The following is an 18,875-nucleotide window of genomic DNA, read 5'->3' on the forward strand; positions in this document are numbered from 1 at the left end:
TAGCAATTTTGCATTCTTAATTCACTTGTCAGAAAATGAAAATAAAATACTCGGAACTTATTGATCAGACATTGTATTTTCCTACGGAAGAATTCAATGTTTCTGAGAACAATTTGTCTTTTCACGATATCCCCTTAATGGAAGTTGTTGAGAAGTTTGGAACTCCTTTAAAGGTAAGTTACCTCCCGAAGATTTCTCAGAATATTCAGAAAGCAAAAGGCTGGTTTAAGGAAGCTTTTGAGAAAATCGATTATAAAAAAAATTATAGGTACTGTTACTGTACAAAATCCAGCCATTTCAAATTTGTTATTGAAGAAGCTCTGAAGAATGACATCTCTATCGAAACATCTTCGGCTTATGATATGGATATTGTAAAATCACTTTATCATGAGGGTAAGGTTGATAAAAATATTGAAGTAATCTGCAACGGTTTCAAAACAGATGACTATCTGGCGAAAATTTCAGATATGATCAACAGCGGTTTTGAAAATATTACTCCGATCCTTGATAATTACCGCGAGCTGGATAAATTAACTGAAAGTATTGATACCACTTTCGATATCGGAATCAGAATCGCATCTGAAGAAGAACCGAAGTTCGAATTTTATACCTCAAGATTAGGAATCGGATATAAAGATATTATCCCGTATTACAGCCAGAAAATTGCAGAGCATCCCAATGCGAGGCTTAAAATGCTTCACTTTTTCATTAATACCGGTATCAAAGACACTGCATATTACTGGAACGAATTATACAAATGTCTTCGTGTTTATGCACGTTTAAAAAAGATTGCTCCGGAAGTAAACTCATTAAATATCGGTGGTGGTTTCCCAATCAAAACATCTTTGAATTTCGATTATGATTACCAGTATATGGTCGAAGAAATCGTTTCTCAGATTAAAAAATTCTGTGAAGAGGAAGGCGTTGAAGAACCAAATATTTATACAGAATTCGGAAGTTTTACGGTGGGAGAGAGTGGAGCCAACCTCTATAAGATCATTTCTCAGAAACGTCAGAATGACAGAGAAAAATGGAATATGATCGATTCATCGTTCATGACAACCCTTCCTGATACCTGGGCTATCTCAAGACACTTCATTATGCTTCCTCTCAATCGTTGGGAAGATTCTTATGAAAGAGTTTTCTTAGGTGGGTTAACTTGTGATTCAGATGATTATTACAATTCAGAGCAGCATACCAATGCCATTTATTTACCTGTTTTCAGCGATACGAAACCTTTGTATATCGGTTTCTTCCATACGGGAGCTTATCAGGAAACAATTGGTGGTTATGGCGGCGTTCATCACTGTCTGATGCCACAGCCACGGCATATTCTGATTCAGAAAGATGAAAATGGAGAGTTTCAGTATGAGATTTTCAGAGAAAGACAGGAACCTGAAGATATTCTGAAAATATTGGGTTACTGAGTTGTTGCTGTAAGCAAAAAACTAAGCATATCATTAATAGAAAGGGCTTTAGCCCATTTTCATACAATAAATCAATTGGCTTTAGCCAATACTTATCAAAACAGCTTTCATACTTTGAAAGCTGTTTTTTTATTTGATAAAATTCGAAATCTTATCAATTTCCAGTTCATTATAATCTGAAACTACAATATTGGCAAGACTGTAATCCTGATGATGGGTGTGCAGACTTTTATACGCAGCACAGAAAATATTCGCCCGGTGCGCCGCCAAAATTCCGTTGGTGGAATCTTCAATGACCATACAGTGTTTTGAATCCTCATTTGACATTTCACCTGCTTTGATGAAAATTTCAGGATGAGGTTTGGATTCTTTTAGATCCGCACCACTGATTTTTCCACTGAAGTATTTTTCCAGCTCAAATTTCTCGAAGACCATATTGATCGTAGTCATGGTCGCAGAAGAGGCGAGAATTAAGGTAATTCCGTTATCATAATAATGCTGAATCAGTTTTCTGACTCCCGGTATCAAATCAAACTCTTCATCATGATAAAAATAATCTTTGAAATGGGCTCTCTTCATGGCAGCCAGCTCCTCATATGTATAAGAAAGACTGAAACGTCTGATTAAAGTTTCGAAGACATTTTTGGTAGAAGCACCTGTGAAAGAACTGTAAAGTTCTTCGGAAACATCAATGTGCAATTCATTGAATGTTTTGAAATACGCTTTTCTGTGCAAAGGTTCTGTATCTACAATAACGCCATCCATATCGAACAGCACAGCTTTTAAGGACATAAAATGATAATTTGTACAAAAATAATGTTTTAATCTTTGAATCTTTGAAGATTGAAAGATTAAAAGGATTTAAAGATTGAAAAATTAAAAGATTAAAAAAAACATAAAACTCTTCACTTATGATTTGTAAATTATAATACTTGCAAATTGTTCTTCTTATCTTTGCCTTATTATTTTAACATTTAAATTATTTAATTTTTTAATCATAAATTATGAAAACATACGCAGGGATTCCTGAAGAAAATGCTTCATTGGAAAATTCAAAAGTAGTTTTGGTAACCGTTCCCTATGATGGAACTTCAACCTGGGGGAAAGGAGCTGATAAAGGTCCGGAACTGTTTCTGGATGCTTCAGAAAATATGGAACTTTACGATATTGAAACAGGTACTGAGCCTTATCTGGAAGGAGTTTACCTGGCTGGTGAAGTTTCTGAAAACGCTACACCCGAGTCAATGACAGAAGCGGTTTATCAGAAAACAAAAGAGCTTCTTTCAACAGATAAGTTATTTACACTTTTCGGTGGAGAACATTCAGTTTCTATCGGTTCGATCCGTGCCGTGGGAGAGAAATTTGAAAATCTTACGGTATTGCAGTTAGATGCCCATACAGATCTCCGTCCGGAATTCCATGGTTCTGCATCCAATCACGCATGTGCTGTTTTTGAAGCCAACCAAAAGCATAATCTGGTTCAGGTGGGAATCCGTTCTATGGATGTAGAAGAGGTTGAATATTTACCTGAAGGAAGAGTGTTTTTTGCGCATGAAATTGCCAATAACGAGAACTGGGTCAATGATGTTTTGGAAAAAGTTTCCGGGAATGTTTATATCACCATCGATCTGGATGCTTTTGATCCTTCAATAGCGCCTTCTACAGGAACTCCGGAGCCTGGTGGTTTACAGTGGTATCCCACTTTGGAATTGCTAAGAAAGGTTTTTGAAAAATGTAATGTTGTCGCTTTTGATATCGTTGAGTTAATGGATTCTGCATATTCTAAGCCGAGCGCATTCCTGGCAGCAAAACTTTATTATAAAATGTTGGCCTATTATCACATCAACAGAGATTAAAATTCCGCAGGAAACGGATTTTTTCTTTCAGTTTTTCTTTGGAAATTTGTGATATCAATACAGTGAAAATGTCCAGACAGGAAGAAATAGATTATCAGAGAATTGCGAAAGCAATTGCGTTTATTCAAAGTAATTTTAAGCAGCAGCCAAATTTGGATGAAGTTGCCGGACACGTGAGTATAAGTCCTGCACATTTTCAGAAAATATTTACAGATTGGGCCGGAACAAGCCCAAAGAAATTTTTGCAGTTTATCAGTCTTGAACATGCAAAAAGTTTATTGAAAGAAGAAAAAGCAACGCTTTTTGAAGCTGCCTCAGAGACGGGACTTTCAAGCACCAGCAGGTTACATGATCTGTTTGTGAAAATTGAAGGGATGTCGCCTGCAGAGTATAAAAACGGCGGAAAAAGCTTACATATCAATTACAGTTTTTCCGAAAGTCCTTTTGGGAGAATCATTGCCGCTTCCACTGAAAAAGGAATCTGCTATATGGCTTTCGGAGAAAATACAGAAAATGCATTGGGAGATTTAGTCAATAAATTTCCCAATGCATCTTTTTTTGATAAAATAGATGAGTTCCAGCAAAATGCGCTGTCTATTTTCAATTTGGACTGGACAAAACTGAACACGATTAAACTCCACCTCAAAGGAACTGATTTCCAGTTAAAAGTATGGGAAAGTTTATTAACTATCCCGATGGGAAAACTTTCAACCTATGGAAAATTAGCTGGTGAAATTGGAAATCCGAAATCTTCGCGGGCTGTAGGAACAGCTATAGGAAGTAACCCGGTTGCTTTTTTAATTCCATGTCATCGTGTCATACAGTCGTCCGGTAAAACAGGAGGGTATATGTGGGGCAGTGACAGGAAGCAGCTGATGATCGGCTGGGAGAGTTCGAGGGTTTATGCTTCTGATGATCCTGTATAGGATGAGAGGTATCCTAAAAGATGACTGTATCTGCTTATAGTAGATATTAATGTTTAATATAACAGTGATTTCAGATGAATTTATTCGGCGATATACAGGAATTCCCCATCAACATCCTTCCTAAAGATGGGATTGCAGATTACTACGGTGCGGTTTTTTCTGATCAGGAATGCGAAAAATATTATCAATATCTCTTTAATGAAATTCCGTGGGAAAATGATGAAGCGGTCATTTTTGGCAAACTGATCATTACCAGGCGCAAAGTAGCATGGTTTGGTGAAAAGGAGTTTGAATACACTTATTCTAACAGAACGAAGTACGCAAAACTCTGGACTAACGAATTATTGGCATTAAAACAAAAATGTGAAGCCGTTTCCGGAGAGACCTATAATTCCTGCCTGCTTAATTTATACCATGACGGAAGTGAAGGAATGGCGTATCACAGTGACGGAGAAAAGGATTTAAAGAAGCAGGGTGCAATTGCGTCTGTGACTTTCGGAGCAGAAAGGAAATTTTCTTTCAAACATAAATTATCCAAAGAAAGAGTTGATATAATGCTGGAAAACGGTAGTCTTCTGGTCATGAAAGGAACGACTCAGGAAAACTGGCTTCACAGGCTCCCTCCGACTACGAAAGTGAAAACACCGAGAGTGAATCTGACTTTCAGGACTATTGAGGAATAAAGACGGTGGCTTCGAGAGCCTCAGCCACCTACTTTATTTCGATTAGTTATTCTTTAAAATTCTAAAGTAGGAAAAAGGTCAGTATTTTTATGAAATCTTTAAGATAGACCTTTTGAAAAGTTGCATCTTATGTTGACTGAGATTTGGGGACGGTGGCTTCGAGGGCCTCAGCCACCTACTTTATTTCGACAAGTTATTCGTTAAAATTCTCCAGTCGAAAAGGTCAGTATTTTTATGAAATCTTTAAGATAGACCTTTTGAAAAGTTGCATCTTATGATGATTGAGGCTCTTGGATGGTGACTGAGGCTCTCGAAGTCACCATTCGAGCCTCAGCCACCTACTTTATTTCGACTAGTTATCCTTTAAAATTCTAAAGTAGAAAAAGGTTAATATTTTTTGATGAAATCTTTAAGATAGACCTTTTGAAAAGTTCTTATGTTGACTGACATTCGGGGACGGTGGCTTCGAGGGCCTCAGCCACCTACTTTATTTCGACTAGTTATTCGTTAAGATTCTAAAGTAGAAAAAGGTTAGTGTTTTTTGATGAAATCTTTAAGATAGACCTTTTGAAAAGTTGCATCTTAATGTTGACTGACATTCGGGGATGGTGACTGAGGTTCTCGAAGTCACAAAACCTGAGCTTCAATCGATGAATCCGCAAAAACTTTGATAAAAGCCTTTGTATAATCTTCTTTGGTTGCCATATTTGGATTAGCCAAAAACTTCTGCGGATTGACAGAAAACAGGGGAAACCAGGTCGAGCTGATCTGAATCTGAATTTTATGTCCTTTCTTGAAAGTATGGACAACATCCTGTAATCTGAAATTAACCGCAGTTTTTTGATTGGGAACCAAAGGTTCCGGTTTTTCACGGGAATTTCTGAACCTTGCAGGCATGATTTCACTTCTTACCATCTGATGATAATTCCCATAGATGACTCCTTCTTTTTTCTCCACCGGTTTGAAATCTTCAGGATAAACATCGATTAATTTTACAGCAAAATCTGCATCAGTAGAGCTAGAAGCAATGTTTAATTTCGCCATTAATTCCCCGGCAAACGTGATATCATCCGATAAAATATCAGTAGTGAAAGTAAGGACATCAGGTCTGCCCACAGCAAATCTCTGATCTTCCGACATATAGTTCCTTGGAGTGAAACCGTTAAAATCTTTCAGGTTTGTGGAACTTAAAACAGGATTGTCAGGATCGCTGTAATATTCTGATGCGTTCTGTCCTGCTATATTTTTTAAAGTTCCGTTGGCTAAATAGAAATTTATTTTTTTTGCATTTTTCGGAGGATATTCACTGAATTCTTTCCACTCTTTAGCTCCTGTATCATACATGACTGCTTCAGGTAAGCCGGCGTCCTGTTTTGTATTTCCTTTTAAGTAATGGTTGAAAAATTTTGTTTCAAGGTTCTTTTGATAATAAGTTGCGATGCTGTCTCCGAAATAAATTTCGTTGTGAAAGTGCTTTCCCTGTTCCTGAGCCCAGGCTCCGTGTGAAAAGGGTCCCATCACGATCGTATTTTTAGCCTTCGGACTTGTTTTTTCTATTGTTTTATAAATATTTAAAGGTCCTGACAAATCTTCTGCATCAAACCAGCCTCCTACAGTCATTACCGCATGACTGATGTTTTTAAGATGGGGTAAAAGGTTTCTTTTCTGCCAGAAATCATCATAATTCGGATGATTCATAATTTCTGTCATGAAGAAATTATTTTTATAATATTTATCATAAGCTTCTTTAAGTGTTCCTAGTTCCCTGTAAAATTTCAGGCCGTCTTCCGAAGTTGATTTAATCATAGAATCTGAATACCATGCTTTTTGCTCAGGCTTTGTTTTCTGAACTCCAAAAACAGGAAAGGTTTTAAAGTAACCCAGCATAAATTTTCCATTATGAAGGAAATCATCATTCCAGAAATCTGAAATCGGTGCCTGAGGTGAGGAAGCTACCAAGGCGGGATGCTGTGCCAGAGTTCCTACAGCTGTGTAAAATCCAGGATAGGAAGTGCCGTACTGTCCTACTTTACCGTTATTGTCTTTGATGTTTTTAACCAGCCAGTCAATCGTATCGTAGGTATCTGTGCTTTCATCAACCTCTTTTTTTGTTTTCCGTTCTACCTGCGGAGTCATATTGGTGAATACTCCTTCACTCATGTATCTTCCACGGACATCCTGAAGAACAAAAATGTACTTTTCGTTCATCAGGTACTTGTTGGGACCTAATTTAGTTCTGTATTCATTCTCACCATAAGGAGCAATACTGTAGCAGGTTCTCTGCATCAGAAACGGATATTTTTGTTTTTTTGAAATATCTTTTGGAATGTAAACTGCAGTAAAAAGTTTTATACCGTCCCGCATTGTGATATAAAATTCTTTTTTGTTGAAATTATCTTTTACAAACAGGTCTGCTTCAGCGGAATTCTGAGATTTCCCGGTTATAAAAAGTAAAATAAGGATCAGTGAAAAAGAAATCTTCATAATTGAAATTTGTTGCTAATTTATTAATAAATAATTAGTCATATAATTTAAAAAAGAAAAATGATCAGAATTTCTCCTGATCATTTTAGAAATATATAAATGGTTGGTTTGGTCATTATCAGCAATACTGTAATCTTTAGATGATCGAGGGTATGCTGCCGTCTTGTATTCAAAATCACTGCCAAAAAAAGACTTATTTTTAAAAAACAGCTGATAGGTCTGATTCTCAATGGTCTTTTTTTTAACGTCAGCTATTTCCCACCAACAGTGAGTTCACGGTTTTTTTAATAAACACTTTTTTTATAAATAATAGCAGTAGTATATACTTTTCAATTTGTTTCAGAAATCTGAAAAATAAAAAACATCCCTCATCAGGGATGTTCTTTATTTTGTATTTTTAAACTTAAGTTTTAAAAAAGTTACGCTCTTAGGTATCTTGAATATGCATAACCTTCCTGTCCGTCAGTGGTTTTTACTTTCCACCAGTCATCAGAAGTCTGTTCAACTAATGTCACTGAAGATCCTTTTGCTGCTTTACCGACAACGGCAGCTTCTGTAGAAGGTTCCTGTCTGATGTTCAGATTAGAATCTTCTGTTGCGATCGTAAGAGAGGCACCGGCAGAAAGCCCCGCAACCTGTACGTCGATGTTTATATCTGAAGCAGAATAGGTAGAGTCAATAGCTCCTAAAGCATTCCATACGGCATCTTTAGCAGCAGTATTGGAAGCATTTCCTGAAACGTATAAAATTCCGTCCTGTTCCTGAACCTGAAGATTGGATACACCTGCAGACTGGGCTGCAGATACTACGCTTGAATATTTATCTTGTAATGTGCTCATTTCGAATTATTTTACGGTGTAATTGTAATTAACTTTCCCAACTTTCAAAGCATCAACAGATTCTTTGATTTTTCTTGCCTGAATCGAAGATGCAGTTCCTGTAAGAGTCAATTCGCCGTTGACAACTTCTACGTTAACTGAAGGGAAATCCTTTAATGCATCCTTTACTTTCTGCTGTACCATAGGATCTGCCGCTGAAGTAGTTGTTACAGGTTCAGAAGCGGCTACCGCAGGAGTGACAGTTGCCATATCATGGACGTCTTTTACTCCTTTAATTTCTTTCAGTGACTTGATAGCTGCATCTTTTTCAGCCTGTGTATTGAATGTTCCGCCTAAATGCGCCACACCTTCTTTTATTTCTACCGTTGCAGCCGGATTAGCCGTTACGATTGTAGTTGCCTGAGTCTGAAGTTCAGCATCTGAAACTTTCTTTTTACACGAAATCGATCCAAACGATACTGCCAAAGCTAAGGCAGACATTGCGATTGTTTTTTTCATAATTGTTTAATTTAATGTTTTAATTACTCTCAAATGTAATAATAAAATCTATACCAATGATTTAAAAAACAGATAAATATGTGAAGATTTAACTGTAATGTTTTAATAATCCGTGTTTTAATTATGAGAATATTTTATTCTTATTTAGTTTTACAAAATTTAGTCATCAATGATAAAACCATTATATTTGTGGCTATTGAACTAAAAATATGAAGGGACAGAATAAATTATTTATTGCAATCATCATCGCCTTAGTGGTAGGGGTTGCGATTGGCGGATTTGTACATATTCAATATCCTGAAAGCGCAAAACCATTTTCCCAAAATATCAAACTTCTCGGAACGGTCTTTATCAGGCTGGTACAGATGATCATTGCGCCATTGGTCTTTACCACTCTGGTGGTAGGGATTGCTAAAATGAGTGATATTAAAATGATTGGAAGGGTAGGGACAAAAGCAATGCTCTGGTTTATTTCAGCTTCTCTGGTATCCCTTTTTATCGGTTTGGTTTTGGTCAACTGGCTTGAGCCGGGACATGTAACGAAACTGCCTATTCAGGATGTGGCATCGGCAGATGAACTTTTAAAATCAAGCAAAGGTTTTTCTATGGAAGACTTTGTAAAGCATATTATACCTAAAAGTATTTTTGAAGCGTTCGCAACGAATGAAGTGCTTCAGATTGTTGTTTTCTCTATTATGTTTGGTGTTGCATTGGCTAATTTAGGGGACGAATATGCGCAGCCGGTTATCAAACTATTTGATATCATTGCTCATGCGATATTGAAAATGGTAGGTTACATTATGTGGTTTGCACCTCTTGGAGTATTGGGAGCTATTGCGGCAGTAGTGGCGACAAACGGATTTGAGATATTTAAAGTATATGCTATTTACCTGAGAGACTTTTTCTTTGCAATAGGCGTTTTGTGGCTGGTACTTTTACTTGTAGGATATCTGATCCTTGGAAAACGTCTTTTTGAGTTGTTAAGAAGAATAAAATCCCCTTTGTTAATTGCATTTTCAACGACTAGTTCGGAAGCCGTTTTCCCGAAACTGGTTGAAGAGCTTGAAAGATTTGGCTGCAATAACAGGGTAGTATCTTTTATATTACCATTGGGATATTCCTTTAATCTCGATGGAAGTATGATGTACATGACATTTGCTTCTATTTTTATTGCTCAGATTTATGGGATTGATATGACTTTGGGTCAGCAGATTACCATGCTTCTTGTACTGATGCTGACTTCAAAAGGTATTGCAGGGGTTCCGAGGGCTTCACTGGTGATCATTGTTGCAACGTGCTCTATGTTTGGAATTCCACCTGAAGGGATCGCTTTGATTTTACCGATTGATCATTTCTGTGATATGGCGAGAAGTATGACCAATGTTTTAGGAAATGCTCTGGCAACTTCCGCTGTTTCCAAATGGGAAGGACAGCTGGATAATCATGGTGGAGATCTGTAACTGTATGAGTAATGGGTAATGGGTAATGGGTAATGAGTAATCTGTACACTCTTCAAATTTAATTAAGAACATTAAACTTTAAATAAAAATGTTGAATGTACGACAACATAAAAGTCAAATTGCTGATAAAGGATTTTCCGTTATCAGCAATGTTTTTTCCAGCAAACAAATTGAACGTATTTCTGAAGTCATTCAGAATATGGACACTTCAAAAGAAACGTTCAGGAAATCAGAAGACCTTTTTGCCATAAGACAATTTTTAAAGGAAATCCCTGAAGTAAGAGATTTAATTTTTAATGAAAATCTAAAGACAGTTATCAAAGAAACTTTTGGAGAAAATTATTTTGCTGTAAAAAGTATCTTTTTCGATAAGCCTGAAAAGTCAAACTGGTATGTCGCTTATCATCAGGATCTGACGATTTCTGTTGATCGAAAAATGGACATGGAAAATTTCGGACCGTGGACGACCAAACAAAATCAGTTTGCAGTTCAGCCCCCGCTGGATATTCTTGAGAATATATATACTATTAGAATTCATTTAGATGATACTAATGAAAATAACGGCGCCCTTAAAGTCGTTCCGGCATCTCACTCCAAAGGAATTTACAGACCCGATACCATCGACTGGAATGTAGAAACTGAACAGATCTGCAGCGTTGATAAAGGAGGGATTATGATGATGAAACCCTTGCTTCTCCACGGCTCAAACCGAACAACGAATGGAAAAAGACGGAGAGTCATTCATATTGAATTTTCAGATATGGAGTTGCCCGGTGAATTGAGATGGTCGGAGAGAATGAATTGATTTTATTTGCTGGCTTTTTTCGTTCCACATGCATCTCAACTTTTTTGAATTAAATATTTATTTAGATTCCTCCGGAATGATCAACTGGATGTTTTTTTGAATCCAATTCCGAAGATATCATCATAATAAATAACCTCTTCCGAATCGAAAGAGGTTCATTTGTTTTGAAAAAATCAGTCTTACTTCACAGAAATCTCATCTACAAAAACATACGCATCTCCGCCGGCACCCTGATGCCATTCAGGAAGTTTACCGTAGTGGTAAGCTTTAACTTTCAGATAGCGTGCCTCTGTTGGCAGAACTTCTGTTGAGAAATCTTTTACCTGAACGGTTTCATTTTTAGCATCAATATTATTTTCCAAAGTTTTCAGAAGAATAAATGTTTTACCATCCATTGAAGCATAGTATTCTACTTTTTTAGGCATTAAAATCCACGCTCTGCTGTCTTGCAGATAGGTTGAAGAGATGTGATTGATTGGCTGAGGTGATTTGAAATCAATAATTGCTTCTACGGTTTGTCCCTGGTAGCCCTGCCATTCGCCTTTTCTCCAGTTAACATCACCGTTGATTCCGTCGATCAAAGCAAACCTGCCACCTGCAGTATATTGAGGATTAACGTTTGAATTAATGGTAATATCCCAATGATTAGGTCTTTTATTGAAGTTAGATGTTGTTACTGAACTTTTCTCGCCATTTCTTTCGGCATAAGTAGAAACCTGAGTGGTTTTGCTGATCGTAAAAGGTTCTTTATAAACTTTAAAAGTTTTTCTCACATTCACATCATTTTCGTCCATCGTCAGGTAATAGATCTTATCCTTTTCGTTCAATGGAGTGATTCTGACCTGAGTAGAGAAATCGAAAAGACGGTCGGCAGCAATGACGGGAGATGCAGTTTGTTCATCGTATTTTAAATCTTTAGCAACTTTTACATTTTCAAAACCTAAATGTTTAAGCTCTGTTTTGGGAGTATTTTTAGTGATGATTCTTGTTGTTCCGTCCTCAAGGTGTAATTTGATTTCATCAAAGTATGGCGTTACCGTTTCCCATTCAGGTTTCCCGGGAGTTACAGCATAGATGCCCATCGAACTTAAAATATACCAGGCACTCATCTGCCCGCAGTCTTCATTTCCGATCAGACCGTCAGGCGCGTTTTTGTAGAAATGATCAAGGATATATTTGATTTTTTCTTCCGTTTTCTGGGGTTTACCGACAAAATTATACAGGTAAGCAATGTGATGGCTCGGCTCATTTCCCTGTGCATATTGTCCGATGAGCCCTGTAATATCTACCTGTTCTCTACCTGTTGTTTTGTCCGGTGCTGAGAAAATAGCATCAATGAACTGTTCAAATTTTTCTTTTCCTCCATGCGCCTGGATCAGTCCCGGGATATCCTGAGGAACGAAGTATGAGTAATGCCACGAATTCCCTTCCGTATAATTGTTATTTACTTCTCTGGGATCAAACGGCTCATACCAGTTCCCGTTTTTCCTTGCCTGCATAAAGCCATTTTTAGGATTGTACAGGTTTTTCCAGTTCTGGGAACGTTTCATGAAATATTCGTAATCGTCTTTCTTGTTTAAAATTTTTGCCATCTGAGCAATGCACCAGTCATCATAAGCATACTCCAGTGTTTTAGAAACGCTTTCATGCTCATCATCAATACTGATGTAATTGTTCTGCTTGTAAACACTTAAACCAAAAATATCCTGCATCGCTGAATTTTTTGAAGCTTCGAATGCTTTTTCATAATCAAAACCGGTAATTCCTTTTGCCATCGCATCTGCAATCACAGAAACACCGTGATAGCCAATCATACATTCTGTTTCATTGGAGGCAAGTTCCCACACGGGAATTCTTCCTCCGTGTTCACGTTGTTTAATAAAGGTGTTGACGAAATCGGCCGTTCGTTTTCTGTCGATTAAAGTCATCAAAGGATGAGCACCCCTGAAAGTGTCCCAAAGTGAGAAAACGGAATAATATCCGAAATCTTTTGCCATATAGAACTTATTGTCTCTTCCACGGTATTTTCCGTCAGCATCCATATTGATGTTAGGCTGTGTGAAAACATGATACAGTGCTGTATAGAAAACGGTCAGTTTATTTTTATCATCAGATTTCACTTCGATTTTTGAAAGTTCTGTATTCCAGTCTTTTTCTGCCTGTTTTTTTATCAGTTCAAAATCATTTGAAGAGCCTTCCGCCAGCATGTTTTTTCCTGCACCTTCATAACCGGTCGGAGAAATAGAAACCTTGATATTGATTTTTTCTCCTTTTTTAACGGCAGCAGTAAAAGCTAACGCCAGTTTTGTTCCGGTGAATACAGCAGCTTCTTCTTTTCCGTTAAATTGTTTTTTTGAGATTTTCATCGGTTTTGAAAACTCAATTTTTGCATAAATGTACTGGTTGGTTGCCCAGGCCTCACTTCTCCTGAAAACTTCAATGGTTTTGCTGTCGATGATTCTTACTTCACCTTCCAGCAATTTATCTCTGTGATTTAAATCTAAAATAATATTGGCATTTCCTGCTTTGTTAAATTGATATTCATGATAGCCCACTCTTTTTGTTGTGGTTAAACGAACGTCAATATTATGTCTGTCTAATTTAACAGAATAAAATCCGGCTGTTGCTTTTTCGTTTTTATGTGAAAATTTGGAAGAATATTCTTTCGGAGTCAATCCCGGATTTCCCATCGTTGGCATCAGCATCATGTCTCCATAGTCTGAAACTCCTGTTCCGTTCAAATGGGTGTGTGAAAAACCATAAATTGTAGAATCGGAATAATGGTAACCGCTGCAGCCATCCCAGCTTCCGTCGATCCTTGTATCCGGAGACAGCTGAACCATCCCAAAAGGGACAATGGCGCCGGGAAATGTGTGCCCGTGACCACCGGTTCCAATAAAAGGATTAACGTATTGCGAATAATTCTGGGAAAATAAATGGTGGGCCACCAGTCCTAAAATGATGAATACAAATTTCTTCATAAGTTAAAAAATTACAATCGCCCTAAAATACTACAATATTTCGTTCCACAAAAGAATTTATCTATCACCCTGTTTATTGATTCTAAATAGCTAAAATTTCCGTAAATTTGTACTCAATTTATATTTTTATGTTAACTAAAGAAAAAGTTCAGGATTTCCTTAAAGAAATAGAAGTAGATGATTTAGTAAGTAACTTTCAGGTAATGGGCAGTGACGTGTACATCGATATGACCGCTCATTCACCGGCAATGCACGAAAAAAAGAAGCTTGAAGCAGCAATGAAACAGGCTTTTGCCAGCGAGTTCGGAGAAGAAATTAATTTAAAACTTAAAATAGTTTCCCCAGAACCGAGCGAAGTTCAGCTAAGTCAGATCAAAGGAAAACAGATTCCTGGAATTCAAAATATTATTGCCATCGCATCCGGAAAAGGAGGAGTTGGTAAGTCTACCGTTGCGGCTAATCTTGCGGTAACTTTAGCAAAAATGGGTTTTAAAGTAGGATTACTGGATGCTGATATTTACGGTCCTTCAGTTCCTACGATGTTTGATACAGAAGGGCAGAAACCTGTTTCTGTTGATGTCAACGGAAAAAGTCTGATGAAACCTATCGAAAATTACGGTGTCAAAATGCTTTCGATCGGGTATTTCTCGGGAGCCAACCAGGCGGTGGTATGGAGAGGTCCGATGGCTTCAAAAGCTTTGAACCAGATGATCAGAGATGCAGCATGGGGAGAATTGGATTTCTTGTTAATTGACCTGCCTCCGGGAACAGGTGATATCCATTTATCCATCATTCAGGAAGTTCCGGTAACAGGAGCAGTGATTGTAAGTACACCTCAGCATGTAGCACTGGCAGATGTAAGAAAAGGGATTGCCATGTTCCAGATGGAAAGTATCAACATTCCTGTATTGGGACTGGTAGAAAATATGGCATATTTTTCACCGGAAGAATTACCGGACAATAAATATTATATCTTTGGGAATCAGGGAGCACAGTATTTAGCTGACGACCTGGGAATTCCTGTTTTAGGTGAGATTCCTTTGATTCAAAGCATCAGGGAAGCAGGTGATGTCGGAAGACCCGCAGCGCTTCAGGAAAATTCTAAGATCGCAGATATTTATACAGAGACTGCGAGAAAAATGGTTGAGAGTTTAGTGGAAAGGAATAAGTTTCTTCCTCCTACAGAAGCTGTAAAAATTACAACAATGGCGGGCTGCTCACCAAAAAAATAAAATAATGATTTCAAATTAATTTTTGAAAAACCAAATTCAAATATGGAGACAAATATAGCACACGAACAAACTGTAACTAAAGTACTGGAGGCTCTGGAGAGCATTCGTCCGTTTTTAAACAAAGACGGTGGAGATATTGAGTTGATTGATGTGAAAGAAAGTACGGTGTATGTAAAACTCTTGGGGAACTGCTCCGGCTGTTCTCTGAACTTCTCAACCCTTAAACTTGGTGTGGAAAATACCATCAAACAGCACGCTCCTGAAATCGATAAGGTAGTGAACGTAGAATAAAAAATACAAGGATATATTTTTTGAAGACAGGCTTTTAGTCTGTCTTTTTTTGTGGCTTTATAAGTGATGGAATTTAAAAAGGGAACATCACAGGATAGTATCAATAGAGATGGGGTATATTTTCCTAAACCTGTCAAATAGATGGCGTTTGAAAATTATCATATTTTTACAAGTAAAAAGCCCCGGATTTCCGGGGCTTTAACAAAATCTAATATAAAGAAAATTACTTCACAATCACTCTTTTCACGTGACCTTCAGAAGTTTTAAGCAGATAAATTCCTGTAGAAAGTTTTGAAGTATCAACAGTCAGCGCATTTTTCTCTTTTCCGAGTAATTTTCCTGACATATCATATAACTCATAACCCTGTGCCCTGTTGAAATACAATGTATTTCCTTTATTGACAGGATTAGGGAAAACATTAAACGTTGCCGTTTCAGTTTTTATTTCTCCTGTTGATAAAGTAGAAGGAACAGCCACTTCATACATGGACAGAGTTCCGCTGATCTCGTTGGCTACGATCACATAACCTTTTCCTGTAGATGAATTCTGTGGAGTGATATAAGTAATACCTTCCGGTCCGTTATCTCCTCCGAATGCAGAGGTAGATCTTGAATGTTTGTAATCAACGAAAGTGACGTTGTTCGGATCGGTGACATTATACACCATAACGCCTCCGGTTCTTTCCAGAGTAATGAATGCAAAGGTTTGGGTCCCGATGGTTCCCAGAGTTACTCCTTCCGGCTCAGGACCTTTAGCACGGCTTCTTGCTTTGGCACCATTGGCTTCATTGTCGGCATTGAAGATAAGCGGATGGTTGGCAGCAATGTATCTTTCAAACTGATCTCCGCTGTCGTAAACGATTTGTTTTGTGTCAGCATTGAAAATGGAGAATGATCTTGCTCCCAAAGCGTGGATTTCTTCAAATTCGGCATCACCGTCTGTATTTCCGTTTACATTGGTTACCCTGAATCTTCCTAAGTTATGGGAAGCTTTCAATACAGAAGCATTTGGGAATACAGTTGAGTCTAATGAATATCCGTTGGCACCGACAGTGGTTCTTTCGCTGAATCCGCCAAGATCTTTTTCATCTCCTTCGTTGGCTGTCACAATGTAATTGGTGCTTCCGATTTTATAGGATGCCATTGCATCAGGATTATAATAGGCTTTTACAGGCCAGTTGGCAATCAGTACTTCGCCGTTATTATCAGAAGCGTCAAAACCGTTTCCTGGGAGGCTCATATCCTTTTTCCCTAATCCCCAGATATTTCCTAAAGTTTTGTTGGCTAAATTAACCTCAATGACTGCATTGTTTTCCTGACATGAAACCCATGCTTTCTGACTGTCTGAGCTGATGGCAATATATTCAGGTTCCAGGTCCTGAGCTAAAGTGCTCGTTGATTTTACCTTTCTTACTCCTGAAGCTGCAAGGGCAGCTTCCTGTCCGTTAAACTGTGTGAATCCGAGTGTAGTCACATTTGACTGGGTAAGGCCTGCAATTCCTCCGGTAATATCAATGATACTGATTGAGCCTTCCGGGTCCACAGTGTAAGCATCGTTGGGTTCACCTTCGTTGGCTGTCATCACTTTGGTTCCGTCAGGGGTGAAAGTGATCATATCGGGAAGAACGCCAACTTCCAGTTGTTTCAGGAAAACACCGTTAATATCGAAAAACACGACTTTGCCATTTCCCTGAGGATTTGTTCCGTTGGGAGAAGCTACTGCGATGATTCCGTTCTTTACGGCAATACTCGTGATACCTCCATACGGAAGCATATTAACGGTTTGAATAACTGTTGGTGTATTTGGATTTGAAAAATTAATAATATCAAATACATCTGTCAGAGAACTGATGGTAAACAGTCTTTGTGTTACAGGATCATGGACTACAATTTCAGTGGAACTTGTATTGTTTCCCGAAGGATCAAAACTTCCGATATAATTTAACTGAATCTGATTGGAAGCCACCGGAGCTGCTTTGTCATTATCAATAATATAAATGGTGGAGTTTGCATCTCCTGTTATTGCTGCACCGACCGGGTTTTCAAGACCTACAACAAAATACTCAGCTTTTTGCTCTTCCAGAGTATCATCGATAATCGGAATGTTTACCGTAATACTTGTCGTAGAAGGGGTTATATTGATGGTCTGATTGGCTAAAGTGAAATCACTGCTGTTTGCAGTGTTGAATGATGCCGGCTTTACAACCAGATTTACAGTAGCATTTGACGGATTGGTAACATTGATTTTAAATGCCAAAGTTCCGGCATTTTCATTGACTTTAATTAAATTTTTATCTAAAGAAATACTTGTCGCTGCCGTTGTAAAAGTACTTGAAGTCACTGTACTTACTGCATTATCGCTTGTATCTTCAACTAAATTGGGTTTTAAAGCTAAATAGTAAGTCTGATTGGGAACCAGGCCAGTGGCAGGAATTACGGTAATTACATTGTTAGCGAAAGCTGTGCTGAAAGGAACCGTATTCCCTGTAGCATTGTTTAGCCTTAATTCGACCAAATTCTGAGCGTTTGCTGCAGTAATTGCTGAATTATCGAGAAGTCTTACATTTTCATTAAATGTAATTGTAGGATTTGCCGTTGTAGAGGCGTTGTTTGTATTATTTGCCGGTAAATAAGCAACCGTTGGTGGAGTCGTATCAACACCGCCTGCAGGAGTGGCATCCACAGTAAAGTTATCAAATCTGTTGTTGCCAACTGCGCCTCCTGAACCTGCTGCAAACTCAACTTTCAGTTTAAAATTCGGATTGTTGGAAGCTCCTGCAATTGCAGAGAAGTCCAGGGTTGTCAATGTAGGAGCTCCATCTTGCGGGGAAACAGTCTGGAAAGTCTGATAGGTCGTTCCGTTTGTAGAATATGACCAGGTTTGGGTTCCTGCTCCGGATCCGGATCTTCGGGTAATGAATTTTACAACAACGTTATTGTATCCCGTTGTAGGGATATTGAACTGTAAATTTCCGAAAGTGGGATAATTATATCTCAAATGTGATCCTATCGGGTCACTGTTTCTTGCATTTTCTGCAGTAAAGTTTTGCCCGGTTCCGTTCGCAAAATCTACATAGGTATTGGGTAAACTGGTCGAGGCAGTTATTGATCCTGCCAGAAGGGTAGAAGTGGGAGCCAGGATGGCTGCTTCTGAAGTGCTGTTATTGAAGTTCCAGTAATGAACTAAAGTGGTTTGCGCAGTAAATGCTCCGTGAAATAAAGCGGCAACAGGCAGTAAGCCTCTCAAAAGGTATTTTTTCTTCATTTTTTACTTGATTATAGATTTGTGCAAAAATGAAGATTAATCCTGTTGAAGGTTTTAATTAAACTTTAACAAATGATTAATTGTACGTATTGACTTTTGATTAAATTTAAAGTGAGTTCGGGATAAAC

The 18,875-nt window shown here is 37.9% G+C and carries 14 protein-coding genes; 8 read left to right on the forward strand and 6 right to left on the reverse strand.

What is annotated here, in order from left to right:
- Nucleotides 1–35 precede the first annotated feature (35 nt).
- A complete protein-coding gene (locus AC2A07_RS06835; RefSeq protein WP_314493946.1) occupies nucleotides 36–1,427 on the forward strand; it encodes an arginine decarboxylase in 1,392 nt (463 codons plus the stop codon).
- 129 nt (nucleotides 1,428–1,556) lie between these two features.
- Here AC2A07_RS06835 and AC2A07_RS06840 read toward each other — a convergent pair whose 3' ends face one another.
- A complete protein-coding gene (locus AC2A07_RS06840) occupies nucleotides 1,557–2,219 on the reverse strand; it encodes an HAD family hydrolase (RefSeq protein WP_484049798.1) in 663 nt (220 codons plus the stop codon).
- Between the two features lie 212 nt (nucleotides 2,220–2,431).
- Between AC2A07_RS06840 and speB the strand changes: the two genes are divergently transcribed.
- From speB to AC2A07_RS06855, 3 genes are all read left to right on the forward strand, one after another.
- Nucleotides 2,432–3,283: an agmatinase gene (gene speB, locus AC2A07_RS06845; RefSeq protein WP_484049799.1), complete on the forward strand. Its 852-nt coding sequence runs from the start codon at nucleotides 2,432–2,434 to the stop codon at nucleotides 3,281–3,283.
- Nucleotides 3,284–3,351: 68 nt separating this feature from the next.
- Nucleotides 3,352–4,209 carry a bifunctional helix-turn-helix domain-containing protein/methylated-DNA--[protein]-cysteine S-methyltransferase gene (locus tag AC2A07_RS06850; RefSeq protein WP_484049800.1) on the forward strand — a complete coding sequence of 286 codons (858 nt, stop codon included), beginning with the start codon at nucleotides 3,352–3,354 and terminating at the stop codon, nucleotides 4,207–4,209.
- A gap of 74 nt (nucleotides 4,210–4,283) precedes the next feature.
- A complete protein-coding gene (locus tag AC2A07_RS06855; RefSeq protein ID WP_484049801.1) occupies nucleotides 4,284–4,892 on the forward strand; it encodes an alpha-ketoglutarate-dependent dioxygenase AlkB family protein in 609 nt (202 codons plus the stop codon).
- A 627-nt stretch (nucleotides 4,893–5,519) separates the two neighbouring features.
- Here the strand turns inward: AC2A07_RS06855 and AC2A07_RS06860 are convergent.
- From AC2A07_RS06860 to AC2A07_RS06870, 3 genes are all read right to left on the reverse strand, one after another.
- Nucleotides 5,520–7,376 (reverse strand): CocE/NonD family hydrolase, encoded by a 1,857-nt coding sequence (locus tag AC2A07_RS06860; RefSeq protein WP_484049802.1) that lies wholly within the window; start codon nucleotides 7,374–7,376, stop codon nucleotides 5,520–5,522.
- A gap of 419 nt (nucleotides 7,377–7,795) precedes the next feature.
- Nucleotides 7,796–8,215 (reverse strand): SH3 domain-containing protein, encoded by a 420-nt coding sequence (locus tag AC2A07_RS06865; protein ID WP_314499662.1) that lies wholly within the window; start codon nucleotides 8,213–8,215, stop codon nucleotides 7,796–7,798.
- Nucleotides 8,216–8,221: 6 nt separating this feature from the next.
- Nucleotides 8,222–8,713, reverse strand: coding sequence for a BON domain-containing protein (locus AC2A07_RS06870; protein WP_314499660.1), 492 nt, complete (start codon nucleotides 8,711–8,713; stop codon nucleotides 8,222–8,224).
- 209 nt (nucleotides 8,714–8,922) lie between these two features.
- Here AC2A07_RS06870 and AC2A07_RS06875 point away from each other — a divergent pair, with 209 nt between their 5' ends.
- Both AC2A07_RS06875 and AC2A07_RS06880 read left to right on the forward strand, forming a co-directional pair.
- Nucleotides 8,923–10,173 carry a dicarboxylate/amino acid:cation symporter gene (locus AC2A07_RS06875; RefSeq protein WP_314499658.1) on the forward strand — a complete coding sequence of 417 codons (1,251 nt, stop codon included), beginning with the start codon at nucleotides 8,923–8,925 and terminating at the stop codon, nucleotides 10,171–10,173.
- 88 nt (nucleotides 10,174–10,261) lie between these two features.
- Nucleotides 10,262–10,978 carry a phytanoyl-CoA dioxygenase family protein gene (locus AC2A07_RS06880; protein WP_484049803.1) on the forward strand — a complete coding sequence of 239 codons (717 nt, stop codon included), beginning with the start codon at nucleotides 10,262–10,264 and terminating at the stop codon, nucleotides 10,976–10,978.
- A 179-nt stretch (nucleotides 10,979–11,157) separates the two neighbouring features.
- Here the strand turns inward: AC2A07_RS06880 and AC2A07_RS06885 are convergent, their stop codons facing one another.
- A complete protein-coding gene (locus AC2A07_RS06885; RefSeq protein WP_484049804.1) occupies nucleotides 11,158–13,959 on the reverse strand; it encodes a GH92 family glycosyl hydrolase in 2,802 nt (933 codons plus the stop codon).
- Nucleotides 13,960–14,087: 128 nt separating this feature from the next.
- Here AC2A07_RS06885 and AC2A07_RS06890 point away from each other — a divergent pair, with 128 nt between their 5' ends.
- Both AC2A07_RS06890 and AC2A07_RS06895 read left to right on the forward strand, forming a co-directional pair.
- A complete protein-coding gene (locus AC2A07_RS06890; RefSeq protein ID WP_314499650.1) occupies nucleotides 14,088–15,191 on the forward strand; it encodes a P-loop NTPase in 1,104 nt (367 codons plus the stop codon).
- A gap of 42 nt (nucleotides 15,192–15,233) precedes the next feature.
- Nucleotides 15,234–15,482: a NifU family protein gene (locus AC2A07_RS06895; RefSeq protein WP_314499646.1), complete on the forward strand. Its 249-nt coding sequence runs from the start codon at nucleotides 15,234–15,236 to the stop codon at nucleotides 15,480–15,482.
- Between the two features lie 223 nt (nucleotides 15,483–15,705).
- Here AC2A07_RS06895 and AC2A07_RS06900 read toward each other — a convergent pair whose 3' ends face one another.
- Nucleotides 15,706–18,747 carry a choice-of-anchor I family protein gene (locus tag AC2A07_RS06900; protein ID WP_484049805.1) on the reverse strand — a complete coding sequence of 1,014 codons (3,042 nt, stop codon included), beginning with the start codon at nucleotides 18,745–18,747 and terminating at the stop codon, nucleotides 15,706–15,708.
- Nucleotides 18,748–18,875: the final 128 nt, after the last annotated feature.

Source organism: Chryseobacterium sp. HNCC26DJ238 (genome assembly GCF_057180465.1).

What these genes read in the sequence shown, in the direction of transcription:
- AC2A07_RS06860 (WP_484049802.1), bottom strand. Translation starts at nt 7,376, where the DNA reads ATGAAGATTTCTTTTTCACTGATCCTTATTTTACTTTTTATAACCGGG.
- AC2A07_RS06895 (WP_314499646.1), top strand. Translation starts at nt 15,234, where the DNA reads ATGGAGACAAATATAGCACACGAACAAACTGTAACTAAAGTACTGGAG.
- AC2A07_RS06870 (WP_314499660.1), bottom strand. Translation starts at nt 8,713, where the DNA reads ATGAAAAAAACAATCGCAATGTCTGCCTTAGCTTTGGCAGTATCGTTT.
- AC2A07_RS06865 (WP_314499662.1), bottom strand. Translation starts at nt 8,215, where the DNA reads ATGAGCACATTACAAGATAAATATTCAAGCGTAGTATCTGCAGCCCAG.
- AC2A07_RS06850 (WP_484049800.1), top strand. Translation starts at nt 3,352, where the DNA reads ATGTCCAGACAGGAAGAAATAGATTATCAGAGAATTGCGAAAGCAATT.
- AC2A07_RS06890 (WP_314499650.1), top strand. Translation starts at nt 14,088, where the DNA reads ATGTTAACTAAAGAAAAAGTTCAGGATTTCCTTAAAGAAATAGAAGTA.
- AC2A07_RS06835 (WP_314493946.1), top strand. Translation starts at nt 36, where the DNA reads ATGAAAATAAAATACTCGGAACTTATTGATCAGACATTGTATTTTCCT.
- AC2A07_RS06900 (WP_484049805.1), bottom strand. Translation starts at nt 18,747, where the DNA reads ATGAAGAAAAAATACCTTTTGAGAGGCTTACTGCCTGTTGCCGCTTTA.
- AC2A07_RS06880 (WP_484049803.1), top strand. Translation starts at nt 10,262, where the DNA reads ATGTTGAATGTACGACAACATAAAAGTCAAATTGCTGATAAAGGATTT.
- AC2A07_RS06840 (WP_484049798.1), bottom strand. Translation starts at nt 2,219, where the DNA reads ATGTCCTTAAAAGCTGTGCTGTTCGATATGGATGGCGTTATTGTAGAT.
- AC2A07_RS06885 (WP_484049804.1), bottom strand. Translation starts at nt 13,959, where the DNA reads ATGAAGAAATTTGTATTCATCATTTTAGGACTGGTGGCCCACCATTTA.
- AC2A07_RS06855 (WP_484049801.1), top strand. Translation starts at nt 4,284, where the DNA reads ATGAATTTATTCGGCGATATACAGGAATTCCCCATCAACATCCTTCCT.
- AC2A07_RS06875 (WP_314499658.1), top strand. Translation starts at nt 8,923, where the DNA reads ATGAAGGGACAGAATAAATTATTTATTGCAATCATCATCGCCTTAGTG.
- speB (WP_484049799.1), top strand. Translation starts at nt 2,432, where the DNA reads ATGAAAACATACGCAGGGATTCCTGAAGAAAATGCTTCATTGGAAAAT.